The following is a 19,663-nucleotide window of genomic DNA, read 5'->3' on the forward strand; positions in this document are numbered from 1 at the left end:
TAGGGCATTGCTGTTGCGGTAGTTTTTAAACCAGCACTTCGGCAGGTGGCGGATGGCTGAGAAATGCCGTCGGGCTTGCGGTCAAGCCGTAAGCACCGGATTGCAGAACGACAATCAAATCCCCAGCTTCCGCCTTGCTCATTTCCATGTGGTCCGCCAGCAGATCCAGGGGCGTACAGAGCGGTCCCACTACCGAGACAACCTCCCTTTCGGCATTATTCATCTTGTTGCCGACGATCACGGGATAATTCTTGCGGATAACCTGGCCGAAATTTCCGGAAGCCGCAAGATGGTGGTGCAATCCACCATCCGTTACCAGAAATATTTGTCCTCTCGATTCTTTTCGCTCCAGTACACGGCACACATAAATGCCTGCCTCCGCTATCAGATAGCGTCCAAGTTCGATCACCACCTGCGCATCGGGAAGTTGCCGTCTCGCCTCAGGCATCAGGTGCCGTAAATTTTCACCGACTGCCGCCACATCCAATGGCGCGTCGCCAGGAAAATAAGGCACACCGAAGCCGCCGCCTATATTCAGTAAACGAACCGGGCCGGGTGCATGCCTGGCAAGGGCGATCCCCAGTTGCAAGGTTTTTTCGTGGGATTCCTGGATTGCCGCCACTTTCAGATTTTGCGAACCGCTAAAAATATGGAACCCTTCGAAATCGAGTTCAAGCTTAGCCATTCGGGCCAGCATCGCCGGAACGCGTTCTGCATCGACACCAAACGGCTTTGGTCCTCCGCCCATTTTCATGCTGGAGGATTTGAGTTCAAAATCCGGGTTGACACGAACCGCTACTTTCGGACGGATGCCAAGGTGATTGCTCAGATTGGCGATACGCTCCATTTCCTGCTCGGATTCCATATTCACGATAATGCCTGCGGCGATCGCGCAGGAAAGTTCCTGGTCAGCCTTCCCTGGCCCGGCAAAACTGATCTGACAGGGCGACATGGGAGTATCCAGAGCGATTTTCATTTCGCCCGCCGACGCCACATCCAACCCATCCACCAGACCAGCCATATGCTGCACAACCGCAGGCATTGGGTTAGCCTTCATCGCGTAGTGGAGGTGAACCTCGGCAGGCAGGTGTTGGCGCAGAAGGGCAACCCTATCCGTAATGCGCTGCCGGTCATAAGCATAGAACGGGGTTCTGCCTACCCGCTGCACCAACCGCGTGAGGGACATGCCTCCAATCTGGAGGCAGTCGTCGCGACTCGAGAATTGAACCATGGACGCATGTTTGGGCCGAACATTATTCACGCACCGGTCTCCATGAAAGTATTCTGCAATTCCTGGGCGAGGAATTTCCGGTCAATTTTGCCGTTGGGGTTCCGCGGTAAATTGCCTTCCTTGCACTCGATCGAGCTCGGCAGCATGAAAGTGGGAAGATGAAGCTTACACGCGGCAAGCAACGCGTCCTGGTCAATCCTCGAGCCTGCTCGAGGCGTAACGATCAAAATAATGGCCTGCCCCAATACGGGGTGAGGAGCACCAACGGCAGCGGCTTCTCCCACAAGTTCCGTGCCATAGATCACCTCTTCGATCTCGCTGGGGCTGACGCGATAGCCGGACGTCTTGATCATTTCATCGCGGCGGCCAATGAAATACAGAAAACCTTCCTCATCCATGCGCACGGTATCACCCGACCACACCGCCAATTCCGGAATAGTCAACCCCGACTGGCGAGACGGAACGGGTTTGAACCGCTCGGCGGTTTTTTCCTGGTCGTTCCAGTATCCCATGGAAACGAGCGCGCCACGATGCACCAACTCTCCCGGCTCCCCGGCCGCACAGAGCGATCCATCCTCCCGTACCACCAGCACTTCCGCATTCGGGATGGCTTTACCTATGGAGTCGGGGCGTGCGACCACTTCCTCGGGTGGAAGAAAGGTCGAACGGAACGCCTCGGTGAGGCCATACATGAGAAATACTTCTGTATGAGGGAGAATGTTGCGCAGCAAATCGAGCGTCGCTCGCGGCATTGCCCCCCCGGAATTGGTGATATAACGCAATGAATTATCCGCTGGCCAGTTCAATTGGGCCAGTTGAATCCACAATGGCGGCACTGCGGCAAGACCCGTGATTTTTTCGCTCTCAACCGTGTGGATGATATCCCGCGGCAGCAAATAATTCATCAGTACAGCGGTAGCGCCGACTTGAAATGCGGTGGTGAGCTGGTTGAGCCCATAATCGAAACTCAACGGCAGTACCGACAGAATGCGGTCATCCGGCGTATTCTTCAGGTACTGAACTACGCTCGTTGCCCCCGCTACCAGGTTTCGGTGGGAAAGGACTACGCCCTTTGGCTTGCCGGTACTTCCGGACGTGTAAAGAATCGCGGCCATATCGCCATCGATACTATGGTGCGCTTTGGCATGGCCGGGTGCCGCCAGCGCATCATTCCATGAGATGACACCAATGCCGGAAACGACGGGTGGAAGCTCGGCCGAACCCACTACCATGATGGCGTGCAGATCATGGCATTGCGGCAAAACGGCGGCAAGCAGCTTCAACCGGTCGGCTGAGGTGACGAGGACTCTAACATTGCAGTCGCGAAGAATATAAGCCACCTGCTCCGGCTTCAGAAGCGGATTGACGGGTACGAATACGCCCCCCGCGGCTGCGGCGCCGTATATGGCAGTAACAGTTTCCAGGCGTTTTTCGAGATAGACAGCGACACGTTCGCCTCGCCCAAGCCCCAAGGCGAGCATGGCCGCCCGGGCTGAGCCGATATCCTCGGCCAAAGTGGCATAGCTTGTTCGATTTCTCTGATGAACCAGCGCTTCTTTATCGGAAACGTGCTCAGCGGTCTTGAAAATAAGCTCGTGGAGGAGATCTGCCATCTAAAATATCCTGTATGTAAAAAGGAAAGGGCGACGAATGTTATAAGACGTGGCTATTTCAGCCGGTGGCGGTTCATTAAATCGTAAATGGTGGGACGGCTGACGCCTAGTAGCTCCGCCGCCTTGACAACGTTCCCATCCACTCTCGACAGTGCTTTCATCAAGGCATCACGTTCCGCCCTATCACGCACCTGGCGGAGGTTGACCGGTTCCGCCAGGCTGGTTGAAACCTGCAGCCCGAGATCGTCGATGCTGATTATGGGACCGTCGGCCATGATAACCACGCGTTTAATGCAGTTCTCCATTTCTCGCACGTTGCCGGGCCAAGGGTAGTTTTCAATCGCAGCGAGCGCCTCCTGGCTGAAATTGAGGGAAGATCGCTTCTCCTGTGCACAGAACTTATTCTTGAAGTGATGTGCAAGCAACGCCGGGTCTCCCATCCGCTCTCGCAGCGGGGGAATTGTGATGACAATCTCGCTCAGGCGATAATACAGGTCTTCCCGAAAACGGCCTTCCTCGATCAGTTTCTTTAAATTCTGATGCGTTGCGCAGACAACGCGGACGTCAACGGGGATTTCCTTACGCCCTCCCACTCTTTCGATCACCCTTTCCTGCAGAAAACGGAGAAGCTTTGCCTGTAACGGCATGGGCAGATCACCGACCTCATCAAGAAAAAAAGTACCTTCATTAGCCAGCTCGATTTTACCGGGGGTCTGTTTGACCGCCCCAGTATATGCGCCTTTTTCGTAGCCGAATAATTCACTTTCCAGAAGCGTTTCCGGAATCGCGGCGCAATTGATTGCCATGAATCGCTTTTCTCTTCTGGCACTTGCCTGATGCAGCGCTCTTGCCAGGATTTCCTTACCTGTACCGCTATCACCCAGCAGTATAACCGTGGCATCGGATGGGGCCACTTTCTCCACATTGCGGCATACCTTGATCAGCGCGGGATCGCGAGTAATAATGCCCGCTATGACGGGGGATGCCTGGGATTGCGATAACCTGCGGTTCTCCTGCTGCAATGCGTGCAGGTAATATGCTCTTTCTACCACCAACCCCAGCATCTCCGGATCGAAAGGTTTTTGATGAAAATCGTAAGCGCCGGCCGCGATAGCCTTTAGCGCGTTCCCATGATCCTGGTTGCCGGTTAGAACGATCACCTTGATGTCCGGCGCAAGTTCAAGTATCTGTGCCAGCGTGGCGAGACCTTCCGAGGCCCCATCCGGATCGGGCGGAAGCCCCAGATCCATCGTGACGACAGCAGGCTCATGTCGCCGGACCAAGGCAAGCGCGCTTTCACGATCACCCGCCACCGATACTTCATAAGCGTCGAAACTCCAGCGCAACTGCTTCTGCAGGCCTGGATCATCCTCGATTACCAATAAACTTTTTTTATCCTGACTCACTGATGTCCTCTTACCTTGACTCGAACTGGATCAATCTAACTCTTGTATCGTTACTTTTGGTGAAACATCTAGCAGCCTGTCGGACTTAAAGGAAATCGGCTCCAAAAGCGTCTGGCTGGTTCACATTTCACTGCTTTTTCGGCCAATAGAATAACTATTGGCCTTCAAAATCCTCAAAATCTGTCCTCACCCAGTCACTTTTTCGCTGCGATTCTTTAAATCCGACAGGCTGCTAGTGAAACATTTTTCATTTGCATGAGGTATCGGGTCTTTCCAATCTGCCGCGCGTATTATCCACCGAAGCTTTCGACCATTTGTCTGCCTTGTACTGCAAGGAAAAACGCATTTTCGACCGTCTGCCAAATCTCCGGAATGAATCCTGCACTTCACGCTACTACTTTAACGATGGAAGCGCCTTGATGAAGCGGCAGGATGATGCGGAAAACCGTGCCATTCGATTCGCTGCTGGTAACCTCCAGTTCCCCACCCAGTTCAGACACATATTCCTTGCTTTCAAACACACCTATGCCCATACCTGCGGATTTGGTGGATTCGAAAGGTTTAAAAAGTTTTTCACGAATGAATTCTTCGCTCATACCATGGCCGGTATCCTTTATTTCAACTATCGCGCAATTCTGCTCTCTTCTCAGCCGAACCCGAACCTGCCCGTTCTTTGAGGTCGCCTCGATCGCGTTCTGGATGAGATGTCCCATGACTCTTTCGAGGCGGGACGAGTTTGCGCACACCGCAAGGCTCGTATCCTGTATTTCAAGAATCGGCGCCGGTTCAGCAATGGATTTGCTTTTTACCGCCTCTTGCAACAATGGTGCAATAAAAAGGGGAGCCGAATTCTCAGGCGCATCGACACTGCTTAGCTTTTCCAGCAGCCGCTTCATTTTTTGAACGGAGAGATATACCGTTTCGATCATGTCTATCTGGAATTTCGGGTTATTTTTATGCTTCTCAGCATTGGAAAGCAAAAGCGATAACTGTGAAACGAGATTTTTCAAGTCATGCACTACGAACGTCGACATACGATTAAAGGATTCAAACTGACGCGCCACCATAAGCGCGTTGGCCGCCTCTTGCTGTGCCAGGTAACTTGCAGCCTGATTGCCGGCAACCTTGAGCAGATCACTCACCTCCCAATTCAGCTTGACCCTGCTTCTTGGCTGCGCCAGCACTACAAAACCAAACAATTTCCGATGTTGAATCAGCGGTACCACAAGCCATGCCCTGGCTATGGTTTGCAACCATTGTGGCAGAGCGAGTGCTGAGTATTTTTCAGGATTTACGGCGTATTCCTGTAAATCGATCACCCACTCCTTGTTTCCCAAAAACTGACAGAAAGGGCTGGTCAGAGGCTCGAACCCACCAGTCGGCGGCATATTCCAGTGCGTTACAGGCTCGCAATTACCGGATTCCCGGCATATCCACAGACTCCCGGCCGGGCTTTCCACCAATTGTGCCAAAGCCTGGATCACGCGCTCTCCCAGCACGTGCCCACCGTCGGAGAGCGTGCGCGTAAAACGTAGCCATTCTTCCCGGTAGTCGTAGTTGTAGCTGAAAAAGTGCTTACTGATGAAGACTCTGAGCCAGGAACGCAAAGTGCCCGAAAACAGCACGGCCAATAGCAGAACCACCGCGCCGAATAAAAAACTCACTTGCATGACGATGCCCCAGCTTCCCCCAAAAAAACGGAGGTAGTAGCCGGCAGCAGCCATTGCCAATAGATATGCAGCGGTGCCGAACAATGCTGCCGAATAAAAAAGAATACGACGCGATACCGTGATGCCGACTGACCATTGGGGGTTGCGTGCAGCCGAAACGGCGACAAGCGGAACAACGAACGCATTGACTATCCCGCGTGCCGCCCATATTTCCGGGTTCACGTGCCTAAGCAGCAACGCATCGCTATATAAGTAAAAATCATAGGCAAAGATCCCGCCGATGCCGAGGCATGCGAATTTTATTCCCCAACGCTGCCTGACCGGCGTATTTCTGTAAAGCTGCTCCACCAGGATCATGCCGAGTATTGCCATTGCCAGGCTTCCAGCGATGTTATTGATGAAGTCGATCGTTTTATCCGATGAAAAATCAAAGTTGCCATTAGAGTACAGCGCAACGAAGAAGCATCCGATATACATCATCATTATCGCCACCAGGGCCGGACTGATCTTCATGATGGATGAATCATCTTTCCGGTACAGCCCCAGCGACATGATGAGAAAGGCAGTCCAGCCTCCGTTTCTGGCAATTTCGAGTACATCCGTCAGGAGCGAGAGGGGGAGATTCTGGTTAGCGTGATAAGCGAGCAACGACGCCCAGAATGCGGAAAGGAGGCAAGCTATCGGTAACACGATCCCGTGCAGACGACCTCGCCAGCTTGTTACCAAAAGTAAAGCCAGGAAAAAATGCGCAGCTGCCGCTATTGTGTAGCTGGCCGTCGCTATATTCGTCAACATGCTATATTGGCGCGCCTTAGGGAACCTTCAAACAGGTCCTCAGTGGGGTGCGCTGCAGCAAAAATTGGGGTGATTACAAGATGCACAGCGAAGGCCGTGGTTTGCCTGACATGCCAAGATGGGCAACGGCGTGAGTGCCCAATTTTGCCATTCATTTTCCAGTGGAGGGAAGGGATGGCGGCTTTGCAGGTAACCCGCTTTGTCGAGGGGAGATCCCCTGAAGCGTTGCCTGAGAGATAGCGCGAAGCGGCGATCCGGCAGCGCCGGGAATGTCGCGGTCGCGCTTGTGGCGCCGGTATCCCGCTCTGGCGTCGCGCCTTCCCGAGGAAGGCGTCGCCCCGCCCTGAGCAGTTGCACCATTCACGTCGCCGCCTTTCGCGCATTCCATCCCGCAACGCCGCCGTCGCGCTCGCGCTTGCCTTGCTCAGGGCGCTCCACATCATCTTCCACCCTTCCCCAGCACGACAACTTCAACGGTATCTATCAGGATAATTACATCAAGAAACAGGCTGTGGTTCTTCACATAATAAAGATCGTACTGCAGCTTTTCGATGGCGTCCTCTACCGACGCGCCATACTGGTAGCGCACCTGGGCCCATCCGGTTATACCCGGTTTGATGCTGTGCCTTACATTGTAATAGGGCACTTCCATGCAAAGCTGGTGTACAAAATAAGGCCTTTCCGGACGGGGGCCGACAAAACTCATGTCACCATTCAAGACATTCAATATCTGGGGAAGCTCATCGATTCTCAGTTTACGAATAATCCTGCCTACCCGTGTTATCCGCGGATCATCCGTTGCCGCCCATTGCGGCGTCCCTCCCTTCTCCGCATCAGCCCGCATGCTGCGGAATTTCAGAACCATAAATATTTTCCCGCCCTTTCCAACCCTTTCCTGCCGGTAAAAAACGGGGCCGCCGTCCTCGAACAGAATGCATAGAGCGGTGATCAACATTACAGGTAGCGTAACAGCCAGAAGGACGCCGCTCGCAGCCAAGTCGAAAACGCGTTTAATACCGGATCTGAGCAGGCTTTGGTCGAACCCGCCGCCAAAAACCAGCCAGCTTGGGTAAAGGGTATTCACTCGAATTTGCCCTCGCTCACGCTCAAAAAATGCGGCTGAGTCGGTCACTTTTATCCCGTTCAGCTTGCATTCCAGCAGGTCCTGAATAGGAAAACACCCTCCCCGACGTTCCTGGATCGCGATAATGATCTCCCCTGCCCCGTAGCGATTAGCGAGAGATGTCAAAGAATCCACATTCGGCAGAACGGCGGAGGCTGGCACATGAAGTTCTTCATCCGGCAGCGGAACAAAACCGACAATCTTGAGTCCCCTGGATCCCGACTCGCTTTTTTTAGTCTCTGCGACGAACTCCTTTGCTTTGCCGCCTGTGCCTAATACGATGGCCCGGGCCTCCAGAATTCCCAGGCTGGACCATTTAAGAAAAGCCGCTCGTGTCAGTAGAATCCCGGACAGAGCAAAAAGCATTACCAGCCCCAATATGCCGCGGCCAAGATAGAGATCGGGCAGCAAATAAAAAATCAGCGTCGTTATTCCGAATCCCAGCATCATGGAAGGCATGAGCCGGAATAAGGTGTCCTTGATATCCAGGCGGGCATCCAGTTGATATAGCCCCATAGCGGACATGCAGAGGATCATGACAAAGGTGAAAGTTGCCGCCTCGGGAAACAAGGATGAGAAAGAGGGGAAAGGATCAGTATGATCAAAAAAACGAATGGTTGCGCCGAGATATACCATGAACATCAGCACGAAAATTTCAGCACTGATAAGCAGGATCACGGTTCTGGAAATGAAGTGGTTATAAATCCGAAACAATTTTCATCCCTTGTCGGTGTCTTGTGAGCTCATAGGCACTCTCGCTCAGCTGAAGGTCAGCGCAGGCCGCTCTCAAGCGACACTGGTTAAAGTTTACTTCCAGTTAATGTTGCAGGCCCCCGATCAAATGTCCACGCCGTGCCTTTGATATTATTGTGCTGCACCGTAAATGTTGAAAAGATTATTAACGGTGTTTGGCTCACCGATCACCTGAGCAGTTTCTTGCCTCCACGGGATAAGGCAGGAGCCCTTTTTTACAGGATGAGTTCTTTAAACTATCGCAAACGATCAAGCACGCCTTCAGTTCCGGGCACCGCCGATAACGGCAAAATCGATGCGGATAAGCCTTGAACCTAAATCCGGTAGTTGACCGCTTATTTAATAGACCAGTGTTATGATTAATAACAATATTTCATATTATGTGACGCTCACCTTCCGGGTGAGGCCGCTATGGGGTGAATTGCACAGTTTTGCGGCACATGGCTGCGTTGCAACTCCTTGGAATGGAACGACCATTCCGCGTCGTTGCGCCTTGCACTACACCACAAAAACCGTACACTCCTCCCCGTCCAACCACCGGATTTAGGTTGAATTTACAAAAGTATTATATAGCCAGCTAAACTCAAGTCCTATATGCATCATATCAAGTTCACCGACAAGAACAATTGGACTTTGGTACGCTAACGAGCAATTGGAGTTCTTTGCGGTTTTAAAACAGATTAATGCTTCCCCGGAACTGAAGAGGCTTGGGCACCGTATAGATGTGTACGAACTAGACGCAATTCACCTCGTCAATTACGCGTTTGCGCAGCGAAAAGTGAATGGAGAACTATAAAAAGGAACAATGCTTTGAACCCAGGCTCGGCGATGCAAGTACAAGCGTAACACTTATTATTTATTGAATCCCCGTGAATTTGTTGCGCTGTAGCAGTGACCTGATCAGGATGAAACAGCAAACGCGAAAGCGAGAATATCTGGCTGCTAGTGGCCGATTCGGGTCGAGTCATGTGACGACATGGAGCCCTTCACAATCAACGCCAGTTTGAGCCGATCGGCAATGTCCAGCTTGCGGAAGACCTCGGTCAAATGAGCCTTCACTGTACGCTCCGTGATAGCCAGCCGACGCGCGATTTGTTTATTGGTTTCACCATTTCCGACAAGCGTGGCAATTTCATATTCGCGGCGGGTTAAATTCGCGAGTAATTCCCCAACGGCCTCTTTGATTTTGTTCTTTTCCCGCGTGATCGTGACAAGTTCATTCAGCAGATGCCAGCTATGTGATCTTCGAATCCACAGCTCGCCTTGCTGAACAGCCACAACGGCACTTTTGAGCTGCTCAGGTTTCACGTCGCGCTGGCAACATCCCCTTACTCCCGTTCTGAATAATGCCCACTCGATCTCGTCGGCAATCGGGTAGCTCAAAATAATGACTTTGGTCTCCGGGTTCAATTTCATGAGCGCCGCGATTCCGTTTGGCCCATCCAGTTTTGGTAAATCATGATCGAGCAAGAGGATCTGCGGTTTCAGGCGTACCAATTCATCTCTGAGCGAATCCAGATTGGTTGAACAGAAAACTGGAGCAATGCCCCGCACCCCCTGCTCCCATCGATACAGGTCGTCTTGAAACTGACTAGCAAGCAAAATCAAGAATGTCTCCCCTCAAAACCTGGATTAATGCAATACCTTGTCCATAATTTTACCGAGCATTTTACGTGTTACCCAGATCTCGCCACGATCAACGACATGCACAGCCTTTAAAAAATAAAGTGGGTCTGCCTCATGGCTCAAATACCCGCGCGCACCATTCGCCAACGCTTGTATTATCTGCTCCTCCCGGACCGATTTATCGGTTAATAACAATACGAGCGTCTCGGGGCATTCGCGATGCAAAGCCTCCAGTAAAGCAAAATCTCCACCGATAGACTGATCCAGGTTGACAAAAACGATGCGGGGCTTCAGCTGGCTGATCCTGGCAACGACGTCGTCAATGGGTATAACGGCAGTATCGGGCTCGAGTTGATGCTTTATATCATTTTTAGCTGGCATGATATTTGCAAGCACCTTAATGCCCGGTCCGCCTTGCAAATATTGTTCTAATTTAATGCGCCGCCCGGGATCCGTATCGGCTATTGCCACGGTGACCATTTGCATCGTTCCTCCTTACAGCTCAGTCATCAGGTATTAAAGGTAATGTAGCCGCAGCTTCATTTGCGGTCAGCTTCCAGCGATATTGCATTATGCTCAAACTCTAAAGTTTTTCTCAACGTCTCCGCATGATATCCAGCTTATGCTCTGGCTTTTGATGACAAACGGACCAGGCTGTGCCGAGGAACAGATTCGAACGCGTTTTCTGAACAGGATCTTGCTTATCTTTGTTATTTGCGCTGCTTCAGCAACTCGCGAATATAATTGCCGGGGATGGCATACGTGATGCCGCTCGGATTGCTGAGCGCGGCCTCCTTTTTACCCTTTACAAATACCATATTGATCACGCCATATACCAGTCCGGTTTCGGGATCGTAGAGAGGGCTGCCGCTGCTACCGGGATAGGCGGTGCCGTCAAGCTGAAATACTGCATAAGCAGATTTCTGCAACTGGCCGATCATCTTCGCATTAAGCTGCCTCGAATTGTGTGCGGGCAAAATGATGGGCGTTATTGAAGAAACCATGGCACGATGAGTAACCGGATAAAATCCCAGGACCATACCAATCGGGAATCCCGTAAAAATCAGATCCTGCCCTTCCCGAACTTTTTCTGCGTCTCCAAGCTTCATAGTGGGTAAAGCGACGCCGCTGATTTTCAGCAGTGCCAGATCATGATCTTTGTCGATGGCAACGATAGTGGCAACCCGAAGTTCCGGCTGCTTGCCCTTACCTGTAATCACGACGTAGGACTCCTTATTCGCAATATCCAGGACTTCTGGAACAACATGGGCATTGGTAACCACGTGAAGGCCATCGTCCAGCACAAAGCCGGTCCCCAAGAAATTGACGGGGGGGGACCGGGTCATCTGAACAGTTCCGATTCCAACTATCGAGGGCTTGACCTGTTCGATAGTTTTGACGAGCTCGCTACCCCATAGCGGGGAACCAAACAAAAGCCCGAAAATACCCAGGCTTTTCATACAGCCAGTGATGAAGGCCAGTAAAGCGCGCCGGGTATTCATCGTCTTTGAAATTCATCGACGGCTTTCACCGGCATGCTTCCTTGATGCTCATTCCATTTCTTCTCAGGTGCGAAATGCTCACCCGCACCCTTCCATCTTGTAAATGAAATACCCATCCTTGTTGATTGCGTCGGTGACATTTGGCGGCGCGCTTTGGCTGTGGCAAAAGCTACACTCTTTACTGGTAACCGTCGCGTCGCCTTCGCCGATCGAGGTTAACCACTGTTTCGCATACTCGATTGCTTTTTTGTCGTCTTTTACGCCGGTAAATACGTCGAAGTGCATGGTGTGACCGTCTTTCGCCTTGACGTAGGTGTCGTATACATGAATTTCCATTGTTTTCCTCTCTAATGTTTAACGGATCTTAAGGGAAGTTTGAGGCGGTTTACCTGATAGTTCAAGTAACTCAGCACATAGACTATCACGGCAACAAGAAAAGTGGAACGCAGGGTGGTCTGCCGGAATAAAGCGTTGCGGTCCTCCATCCATTTAATAGGCCATGGACTCGCTTATCTCAAGTCATTTCCCCTCCTCTCTCCAAACGCATCATCTTTGTCATGAAATTGTTACAAAACTGCAATTAAACGGACATTTTCCTGCAGTACTCTCGCAACCGGTTTTGATAAATAACCGGGATGAGAAAAAACAAATGAAATTATCCAGACTTACGCTGGCAATCACAGCCATTTTAGGCTCAAGCCTATCCACCGCCGCACTTGCCATTGATCTCTATGTCGATACCAAGACCGAGCAGCTTTACGCCAAACCTGGACCTGGTCGCGTCCATATAGGTTCTTTCGTGAAAGAAGACACGCCTAAAACAGCAGATAAAACTCCGAATAACACGACTAACAGGACAGCAGATAATACCAGCGCCATAGCAGCGGAAAAAACGGAAACAGCTGATTTAACCGCGGTCCGCAGAGATATAGAATTAAAATCAAAGATGATGGGAGCGCGTCTTGCCAGTGATATCGCGTCGCTCGAAGAACGCGTCAAGGAAACAGAAAATGCTCACATCGAATTTATTGATAGTGCGCCGCACTTTGCAAGTAAAGACGGCAATTTTACATTTGCGATCAATGGGCGGATGCAGGTAGCTTCACAATACAATTTCATCAACGATGTTTTGCCCGCTACCGGCAGCAACCTGCCAAACGAATTGAATAGCGGCGCAACGCTCCGCCGTGCTCGCCTTGGCGTTGAAGGTACTTTTTTCAAGATGTGGGATTACAAATTCGAGTATGACTTCAGTCGAGGTAACGGCTCTGTGGCGTCGGGCATTACTGACGCTTACACGCGGCTGAACGTGACCAAGCCGTTTTCAATCAAGGTTGGTTCATTTAAAGAACCCTTCAGCCTGGAAGAAGCGGCCAGTAACCGCTATCTTACGTTCATCGAACGTCATATGTCCGTCAACTCGTTTGTCGATAACCCAAATACCTACAAAACCGGTCTAGGGATCAATTATGCGGTACCGCGTTTTCAGTTTGGGGTCGCTTTTCAGACCGAACCCATCGGCGCCTGGTCCGCCGCTTCCACCTCGGTTAATACCGCAGGCAACGTTAGCCGCAACAATGGTTCAGGCGATTCCGGCTGGGAAGGCATCGGCCGGATAACAGGCCGGCCGTGGATGGAAGATGAAACCAGATTCCTGCATGTGGGAATTTCAGCTGGGCACACCGCTGTCAACACCCAATACCAGGCGAATGGCACAATTAATGTCGGCCCGAATCAAACTGGGGGAGGGGGCGGGATGGCATTCTTTGCCTTTCCGGGAACCAACGTAGATCGCACCAATATGCTGAATACCGGCAACTTGAGCGTAGGAAACAAGGGTGCACCCGGTTCGCGCCGAATAGACAGTTACGACCGCTTTGGCGCGGAGGGCTGGCTGGTACATGGTCCATTCTCGGCTCAAGGAGAATATTTGCGAACGAATATAAATGGGCTCGGTTATGACAACGAGCATTTTACCGGCTATTATGGTTTTGCCAGTTACTTTTTAACCGGCGAATCCAAAGCCTACCATGTCAAAAATGGTGCGGCGAACCGAATAAAACCCAGGCAGAATTTTCAATGGAACGGTTCAGGCTGGGGAGCTTGGGAAGTCGCCGCCGGTTATGATTATATCAACTTGAACAGCGGAGTAATCAAGGGGGGGCAAGCCGACATGGTGCGGTTCGCCCTGAACTGGTACCCTCACCCCAATATTAAAATACAGAACAACATTGTTCACGTTCTAAATGTGAACACGGCAGGATCCGCCATTCCTCGTACCGCCGGTTTTAACAAGGCTGACTTAAGTTCTTTCTTGACACAGGTTCAAGTCGAGTTTTAAGGCAGCAGGGTATAGGTCGAAGACAACATGGCCGCGAAGATTTCCGGGTAATTTTCGGGAATCTTCGCGGCCATGGCTGGGCAGCATTTACTTGAGCGAGAATTCTGCCCGGCTTCCCGATTTCTGGCTACTGGCTTCCGGCTCGACTTTCGGCGCAAGCACAAATACTCGCTCGTTTGGAACACCGCCTTGCCCAACGAGCCAGTCCCGCGCGGCTTCGGCCCGAAGCTCGGCAAGTTCGCGCATTTCGCTATCTCCAGCATCGATATTTGCCAGCATCAACTGCTCCATTTCCGGTACTGGCAGGCTCTTCGAAAGACCAATCATATTTTTCGGCTTCGCGAATTTTGAATCCTTATAGATCACCGTCAGGTATTTTTCATACTCATCGGGCTTGAGCTCAACGTCATCGAGCGATGCGACCGTTTCTCCTTTTTTGACGCTTTCTGATAGCTTCTGCGCTTTTACGGTACGCTCAAGTATCATACGCTTCAAGGCATCCGGATCATGTGCTGGATCGGCTCGGCCTGTAATCTCGAGTTTGAGTGCGGGCCGGTCTATCAACGCCTTGGATAATAATTCAAGACGTTTTTCGGCTTCAGGCGTAACCTGCGCATAACCCGGCGAAAAATCTATCTCCGATAACTCTTCGCCACCGAAGAGCGAACCCAGCATAGCAAAAGGCGCGGTCGCAGCTTTTGTAATCAAATTAATGAAGACCTTGATGATCAACCCGCCTATGCTGAATTCCGGATCATTGATGGAGCCGCTTATCGGCAGGTGAACATCGATTTCTCCTCGCTGGTTTTTCAATAACGCCAGCGCCAGGCTCACCGGGATCGACAGCGCATCCGGGCTTTCAACTTTTTCGCCAAGGGTTAATTGATCGAGGAAAACGTTGTTTTCGGCTGTCAACTCCCCTTTTTCAACGTGATAATGTATATCAACCGAAAGCTTGCCTTTTTCGATTGCGTAACCGATGTACTTACCGGAATAGGGACTGAAGGTCGGCATATCGATCCCCTTCGCGCTCGCCATGATGTCGAGGAAAAGTTCGCTGCCAAGGGTATTGACCTTGCCCACGATTTTTAGCGGTGCGGTTTTGTCCACCGCTCCGCGGATATCGATTTCACCCGGCTTTTTCGGATCAAGGGGGCCAACGCGGCCGGTAAGTCCCGTCAGCTTGGCGCGGTAGTTGGGCTTGATGAACTGGTCATGGAAATTAACGTTGCCTCCGGTCATCACAATACGACCGACACGAACAGGCAGGGGCTTCTTTGACGATGGTTTGGAAGAATTCTCCGCAACGGTCTTTGCGGCGACATCGGGAGTTGCTTGCTGTTGCGCTACAGGCTGCGCAGCCGGGGTTGTTTGCCCGGACGGTTCTCTATTATCACTTTGAGCGGCGATATGTTTGAAATTGAGTTCTCCTTGCGGAGTAAGCAATACGTGAGCGAGGAAGTCGGCAATCGCAATCGACTTGATATCGACACGAAGCGGATCACTGGCAAACTGTATGCCGCTGACATCGAGGCTCCGCCATCGCAAAAGGTCCGCCATGTTCGTCTTTTGCAGAACGTTAAAATCGGTGAAACGGCTTTCGCCGTTCAGTGCCACTTTCAGTGGTGACCCATCGGCCTTGACGTTGCCATTGAAGGATATCGAACCACTCGTCAGCAAGGCATTCCACTGGTCGCCAGCCCAGCCTTGCAGCGCGACAAGATCAATATTCTTGGCATTTATAGCAAGATCAGCCATCAACGGCGCCCATGCCAAGGACCCATTTGTCTCGAGGCTCCCGTTTTTATTTACCTCGGCCTTCAATGCCAACTTGAGCGGTGTTGCACCGTTCAAGTCGATATTGGATAGGGTTAAATCCAGAGGATTGACGATTATCGGCACCACATTTGGCAGCGTGCGATCTTCAAAGCGCAGTGCCGCGGCTATCAATTGCAAGCTGCCCAGCTGAGCCGTCCATGGCTTGCTTTTCTTCGTGGTGGCAGGGGTCGCCTCCGGTTTCGGCTCCGCTTTGCCCGACGGTGCGGAAAAAAACTTGACGAGATCGAGCCGGCCATCCGCTTCACGACGCATAGAACCCTTGAAGTGATCGAGCGTCAACGCACCCAACGCGACACTCTGGCGCCCGGTATCGATCGCGACCTTATCCAGGTTTAGCTTGGGCAGGCTCAGGACTGGTTCCGGGTCTCCCTTGCGAATTAACGCGACTTCAGCCAACGTCAGTGCAATATGTGAAGGCTTCAGCCCGTTCAGATTGATCTCGGTCAATTTAAGGTCGAGCTGCTCGAGTTTCGCGGCATAGGGCACTTCCACCGCGCGATTCTCTATCTCAAACTTCCGCAGCGCGGCTTGGCCCGTCAATACCATATTTGGCGCTTGTCCATCGACCTGGGTAAACGTCAGCAATAAGTCGCTATCAAAATAGCCGGACAGGAGGCTGATGCCGAGCGGGACGGGCGAATATTCGTCTATTCGCGTCAAATCGACGTCTTTGAGCTTGAGTTCGAGTGTGGCTTCCCGATTTTGCGTGAAGGGGCGCAGCTTTCCTCCCAGCGTGAGCGGAGCGCCATTAATCTTGGCGCTGAAGTGCGGTTCCACCCAGCTTTCCTCGTCATTTTCAAAATTCGCAATGAAGGGTATCCCAACAGTAATCTCGGATATGTCCTGATGGCTTTTCTTGAGCCGATCGACGAATTCGAAGCGACCGCCCTCGATGACGATATTACTCACCGAAAACATGGTTTTACCGCCCTCCTCCGGCTTATTCATGAAGTCTTCTATCAGGTCCGTGATATTGAAGCGGTTTTCGTCTTCGCGAACCAGACGCAGCGCTGGCGCTTTTATTGATACGGAACTGATCACCGGCGCACGCCGCGCAATCGAAGCAGCGCTAAGATTGACGTACAGTTCGTCAACGGAAAAAAGTGCCTTCTCCGCATCGCTATCCGTCTCCTTTTCACCCACGCGAAAACCGCGCACGGTCAATTCCAGAGTATAGGGTTGAATGTCGATTGACTGCACTGTCACAGGACGATGCACGGCTTCTGTCAACAAGGTTTCAAGCTTGGTCTTGGCATACCCCGGCAGCCAGAAATAACCGAGCAACCCGAATAGCACAATGATGGCAACTAAGCTGCCCAGACCGATAACCAGGCGTCGGTGGCTTTTGAAACGGTGCAGCAGCGTTATCGGGGTCATGGTGGCGCGTTTATCCTGAAAGGCAATCTGGGCAACAATTGCGCGGATTTTAAGAGTTGGATCAATCTTCCTCGCCAACTTTACCCTGCACGTAAAGTCCGGTCAATTATTGCAGTAAACCTGGACGCTCATGGGGGACGTTTGCGAGGACGTGGCGGAAGCACCTTGAAAGTAATGATGACCAGAATCGCAAAAAGTATATAAATCATTGTCAGTATCCATTCCGGCACATCATAGAAAAGTATGCGGTGCAGCCAGCGCTGGATAAAATTACCGCCGCTTTCCCCTCCACGCAACCTATCTTCCAATAACGTAAGTGGACATACCATGCCGACGAAAGCCTCGACTACCACGAACAGGATGGCGGCCATGTGCGCAAGCCGAAACCGGAGATTTCGCACAAAATCCAGTCTCATCCATTCCCCTATCCATATCAACGGCAGGCTGCCGACAACAAACAACACGAATAGGAAATGAACGATAAGAACGATATCGGCTAACACGCACTATTCCATATACTCGTGGCTCGGTATTTTCAAGGCTCGGCGCTTATTTTCGGTCATACCCGTAAAAACAAAAGCATAACCATATTCCATTAGGTTATTTCTGCATATTTGCTCATGTCGGTATAGTGCGCAAATTGAAGAGGCAGAGGCACCGGACTTATGAAGATTCGCAACCTGGATCTGACGCGAAATCCAATAAACGCGGAACACCAGCAATTTGGGCTTCCTCCTGTCGAGGAACCCATCTCTCATCCTGGCGCCCATCCTCTCCTCAAAGCCGGTGTATGGTTTATTGTTGCCGTGTTGATTGCGTTGGTCCTGTTTTTGACAGGCCGCTTTTTTATTTCCAATAACTGGTTTGGCGGTTGGCAAATCATTGGCGAGACAGTCAGCGGCAGGCTTTTCTGGACTGCGGTGATGGTCGGGTTTCTCGCACAGGTGGTGGATGGCGCGTTGGGCATGGCTTATGGCGTGACCGCCACTACATTTCTGTTGGCTACAGGAGCGACGCCGGGAGCGGCCAGCGCCAGCGTTCATATCGCGGAGATTTTCACCACTGGGGTTTCGGGTATCTCCCACGTCAAATTCGGCAATGTAAATAAGGAATTATTTGTACGCTTGTTGGTGCCTGGCATTCTCGGCGGCATATTAGGCGCGGTACTGGTTACCCAGGTCGACGGCGCCATATTCAAGCCGTATATTTCCACTTATTTGCTGCTGCTGGGGTTATACATACTCAGTAAAGCGTTTCGCCCGCTGCGTTTGCGCAAGGACTCCCCGAGGCATGTCGGAAAATTGGCATTGTTTGGGGGATTCGTCGATGCGGCGGGTGGAGGCGGATGGGGACCGGTGGTGACATCCACTTTGGTCAGCTCAGGAAACGATCCCCGTACGACCATCGGTTCGGTCAATTTCGCTGAATTTTTTCTGACGCTGACGGGTGCCGCGGTTTTTACATTGCTGATGGAAACCAATACGTGGTCCATCATTGTAGGGCTGGTATTCGGCGGCTTGTTTGCCGCCCCGTTTGCGGCAGTGCTGTGCAAGAAACTCCATGCACGAACTTTACTGATACTGGTGGGAACGTTGATTGTCATCATGAGCTCTTATAATCTCTACCGGGCGCTAGGATAAAGCTCAGAATCAGGACGTCTCGCTTCCCGCAGTAAATGGAAACGTTATCATTTCGCTAAAACTCGATAGCTTCGGCGAATAGAGGAAGCTGCCGTTCTACAGCAAGGGCTTGAACATGGATTCAAGTTTTTCCTGACTGAGACGGCCCAATTTCGTACCGATAATTTTTCCGTTACGATCGATAACGACCGTAAAAGGCAGCGCTCCCTGGCGATTTCCTGCCGCCTCCGCCAGCGCCATCGCTTTCATATCCCCCACTAGCACAGGATAATTTATACCGATCTCTTTGCTGAATGCGGCCGCTCTTTCTTTCTGATCCACTGCGATGCCGATAAAAACCAGGCCGTTTTCCCTGAATTTTTCCTGGAGCTCAATGAACTCCGGAATTTCCTGGCGACAGGGTTCGCACCAGCTTGCCCAGAAATTAACTACCATCACTTTGCCGCGCCACTGCGATATTGCCTGGCTTTCGTCCTGCAAATCGGGCAAGCTTGCGGCAAATATTGCCTCGGCTCCTCTACTCGCCACCGCAGCGTCAGTTGCTCCAGACTGAGCATCACTGCTCATCAACTGACCACGCAGCAGAAATCCGGCAGTCACTGCAAGTACTGCGACACCTGTATACAATAATACCTGTTGCAATTTCGTCATTTAATCGTTAATCCAAAATATACCGCTTGCCGGCAATTGGCGAACGCCTCCTTCCTCGAACTCGAAGCGATGGCATTCAAATGAGTTGAACCGTTT

General features: G+C 51.6%; 15 protein-coding genes. 2 read left to right on the forward strand and 13 right to left on the reverse strand.

The window, feature by feature from the left end; translation table 11 throughout:
- Nucleotides 1-25: 25 nt before the first annotated feature.
- From KJS40_RS14050 to KJS40_RS14095, 10 genes are all read right to left on the reverse strand, one after another.
- A complete protein-coding gene (locus KJS40_RS14050; RefSeq protein WP_213538477.1) occupies nt 26-1,261 on the reverse strand; it encodes a pyridoxal-dependent decarboxylase, exosortase A system-associated in 1,236 nt (411 codons plus the stop codon).
- Complete coding sequence (locus KJS40_RS14055) at nt 1,258-2,844, reverse strand: acyl-CoA ligase (AMP-forming), exosortase A system-associated (protein ID WP_213538478.1); 1,587 nt, start codon at nt 2,842-2,844, stop codon at nt 1,258-1,260. The genes KJS40_RS14050 and KJS40_RS14055 overlap by 4 nt, the downstream gene beginning before the upstream one ends.
- 53 nt (nt 2,845-2,897) lie before the next feature.
- Nucleotides 2,898-4,250: a PEP-CTERM-box response regulator transcription factor gene (gene prsR / locus KJS40_RS14060; protein ID WP_213538479.1), complete on the reverse strand. Its 1,353-nt coding sequence runs from the start codon at nt 4,248-4,250 to the stop codon at nt 2,898-2,900.
- Nucleotides 4,251-4,636: 386 nt separating this feature from the next.
- The gene (gene prsK / locus KJS40_RS14065) at nt 4,637-6,715 is read right to left on the reverse strand and encodes an XrtA/PEP-CTERM system histidine kinase PrsK (RefSeq protein ID WP_213538480.1); all 2,079 of its coding nucleotides are present in this window, start codon (nt 6,713-6,715) and stop codon (nt 4,637-4,639) included.
- Nucleotides 6,716-6,866: 151 nt separating this feature from the next.
- Entirely contained in the window at nt 6,867-7,103 is a 237-nt protein-coding gene (locus KJS40_RS14070; protein ID WP_213538481.1) for a hypothetical protein, read from the reverse strand.
- A 51-nt stretch (nt 7,104-7,154) separates the two neighbouring features.
- Nucleotides 7,155-8,552 carry a TIGR03013 family XrtA/PEP-CTERM system glycosyltransferase gene (locus KJS40_RS14075; protein WP_213538482.1) on the reverse strand — a complete coding sequence of 466 codons (1,398 nt, stop codon included), beginning with the start codon at nt 8,550-8,552 and terminating at the stop codon, nt 7,155-7,157.
- A gap of 981 nt (nt 8,553-9,533) precedes the next feature.
- Nucleotides 9,534-10,199, reverse strand: a complete 666-nt coding sequence (locus KJS40_RS14080) for a response regulator transcription factor (RefSeq protein ID WP_025041780.1) — start codon at nt 10,197-10,199, stop codon at nt 9,534-9,536.
- A gap of 24 nt (nt 10,200-10,223) precedes the next feature.
- Entirely contained in the window at nt 10,224-10,703 is a 480-nt protein-coding gene (locus tag KJS40_RS14085) for a DNA-binding response regulator (RefSeq protein ID WP_213538483.1), read from the reverse strand.
- Nucleotides 10,704-10,927: 224 nt separating this feature from the next.
- Nucleotides 10,928-11,719 (reverse strand): serine protease, encoded by a 792-nt coding sequence (locus KJS40_RS14090; RefSeq protein WP_213538484.1) that lies wholly within the window; start codon nt 11,717-11,719, stop codon nt 10,928-10,930.
- Between the two features lie 78 nt (nt 11,720-11,797).
- Nucleotides 11,798-12,055: a DUF2024 family protein gene (locus KJS40_RS14095; protein ID WP_025041783.1), complete on the reverse strand. Its 258-nt coding sequence runs from the start codon at nt 12,053-12,055 to the stop codon at nt 11,798-11,800.
- A gap of 163 nt (nt 12,056-12,218) precedes the next feature.
- Between KJS40_RS14095 and KJS40_RS14100 the strand changes: the two genes are divergently transcribed.
- Complete coding sequence (locus KJS40_RS14100) at nt 12,219-14,060, forward strand: porin (protein ID WP_244859621.1); 1,842 nt, start codon at nt 12,219-12,221, stop codon at nt 14,058-14,060.
- An 87-nt stretch (nt 14,061-14,147) separates the two neighbouring features.
- Here the strand turns inward: KJS40_RS14100 and KJS40_RS14105 are convergent, their stop codons facing one another.
- On the reverse strand, nt 14,148-17,276 hold the full coding sequence (locus tag KJS40_RS14105; protein ID WP_213538485.1) for a DUF748 domain-containing protein: 3,129 nt from the start codon (nt 17,274-17,276) through the stop codon (nt 14,148-14,150).
- Between the two features lie 128 nt (nt 17,277-17,404).
- Complete coding sequence (locus tag KJS40_RS14110; protein ID WP_213538486.1) at nt 17,405-17,779, reverse strand: DUF2784 domain-containing protein; 375 nt, start codon at nt 17,777-17,779, stop codon at nt 17,405-17,407.
- Nucleotides 17,780-17,941: 162 nt separating this feature from the next.
- Between KJS40_RS14110 and KJS40_RS14115 the strand changes: the two genes are divergently transcribed.
- Nucleotides 17,942-18,916, forward strand: a complete 975-nt coding sequence (locus KJS40_RS14115; RefSeq protein WP_213538487.1) for a sulfite exporter TauE/SafE family protein — start codon at nt 17,942-17,944, stop codon at nt 18,914-18,916.
- Nucleotides 18,917-19,012: 96 nt separating this feature from the next.
- On the opposite strand, the gene KJS40_RS14120 is transcribed toward KJS40_RS14115, so the two are convergent.
- A complete protein-coding gene (locus tag KJS40_RS14120) occupies nt 19,013-19,567 on the reverse strand; it encodes a TlpA disulfide reductase family protein (protein ID WP_090459097.1) in 555 nt (184 codons plus the stop codon).
- Nucleotides 19,568-19,663 lie beyond the last annotated feature (96 nt).

Source organism: Nitrosospira sp. NRS527, from assembly GCF_018406445.1.
In the GTDB taxonomy this organism is placed as follows: Bacteria; Pseudomonadota; Gammaproteobacteria; order Burkholderiales; family Nitrosomonadaceae; genus Nitrosospira; species Nitrosospira briensis.

Bases quoted from the DNA above. Each gene is read 5' to 3' on its own strand.
- KJS40_RS14095 (WP_025041783.1), bottom strand. From the start codon at position 12,055: ATGGAAATTCATGTATACGACACCTACGTCAAGGCGAAAGACGGTCAC.
- KJS40_RS14090 (WP_213538484.1), bottom strand. From the start codon at position 11,719: ATGAATACCCGGCGCGCTTTACTGGCCTTCATCACTGGCTGTATGAAA.
- prsK (WP_213538480.1), bottom strand. From the start codon at position 6,715: ATGTTGACGAATATAGCGACGGCCAGCTACACAATAGCGGCAGCTGCG.
- KJS40_RS14115 (WP_213538487.1), top strand. From the start codon at position 17,942: ATGAAGATTCGCAACCTGGATCTGACGCGAAATCCAATAAACGCGGAA.
- KJS40_RS14120 (WP_090459097.1), bottom strand. From the start codon at position 19,567: ATGACGAAATTGCAACAGGTATTATTGTATACAGGTGTCGCAGTACTT.
- KJS40_RS14055 (WP_213538478.1), bottom strand. From the start codon at position 2,844: ATGGCAGATCTCCTCCACGAGCTTATTTTCAAGACCGCTGAGCACGTT.
- KJS40_RS14085 (WP_213538483.1), bottom strand. From the start codon at position 10,703: ATGCAAATGGTCACCGTGGCAATAGCCGATACGGATCCCGGGCGGCGC.
- KJS40_RS14100 (WP_244859621.1), top strand. From the start codon at position 12,219: ATGGACTCGCTTATCTCAAGTCATTTCCCCTCCTCTCTCCAAACGCAT.
- KJS40_RS14105 (WP_213538485.1), bottom strand. From the start codon at position 17,276: ATGACCCCGATAACGCTGCTGCACCGTTTCAAAAGCCACCGACGCCTG.
- KJS40_RS14070 (WP_213538481.1), bottom strand. From the start codon at position 7,103: ATGGAATGCGCGAAAGGCGGCGACGTGAATGGTGCAACTGCTCAGGGC.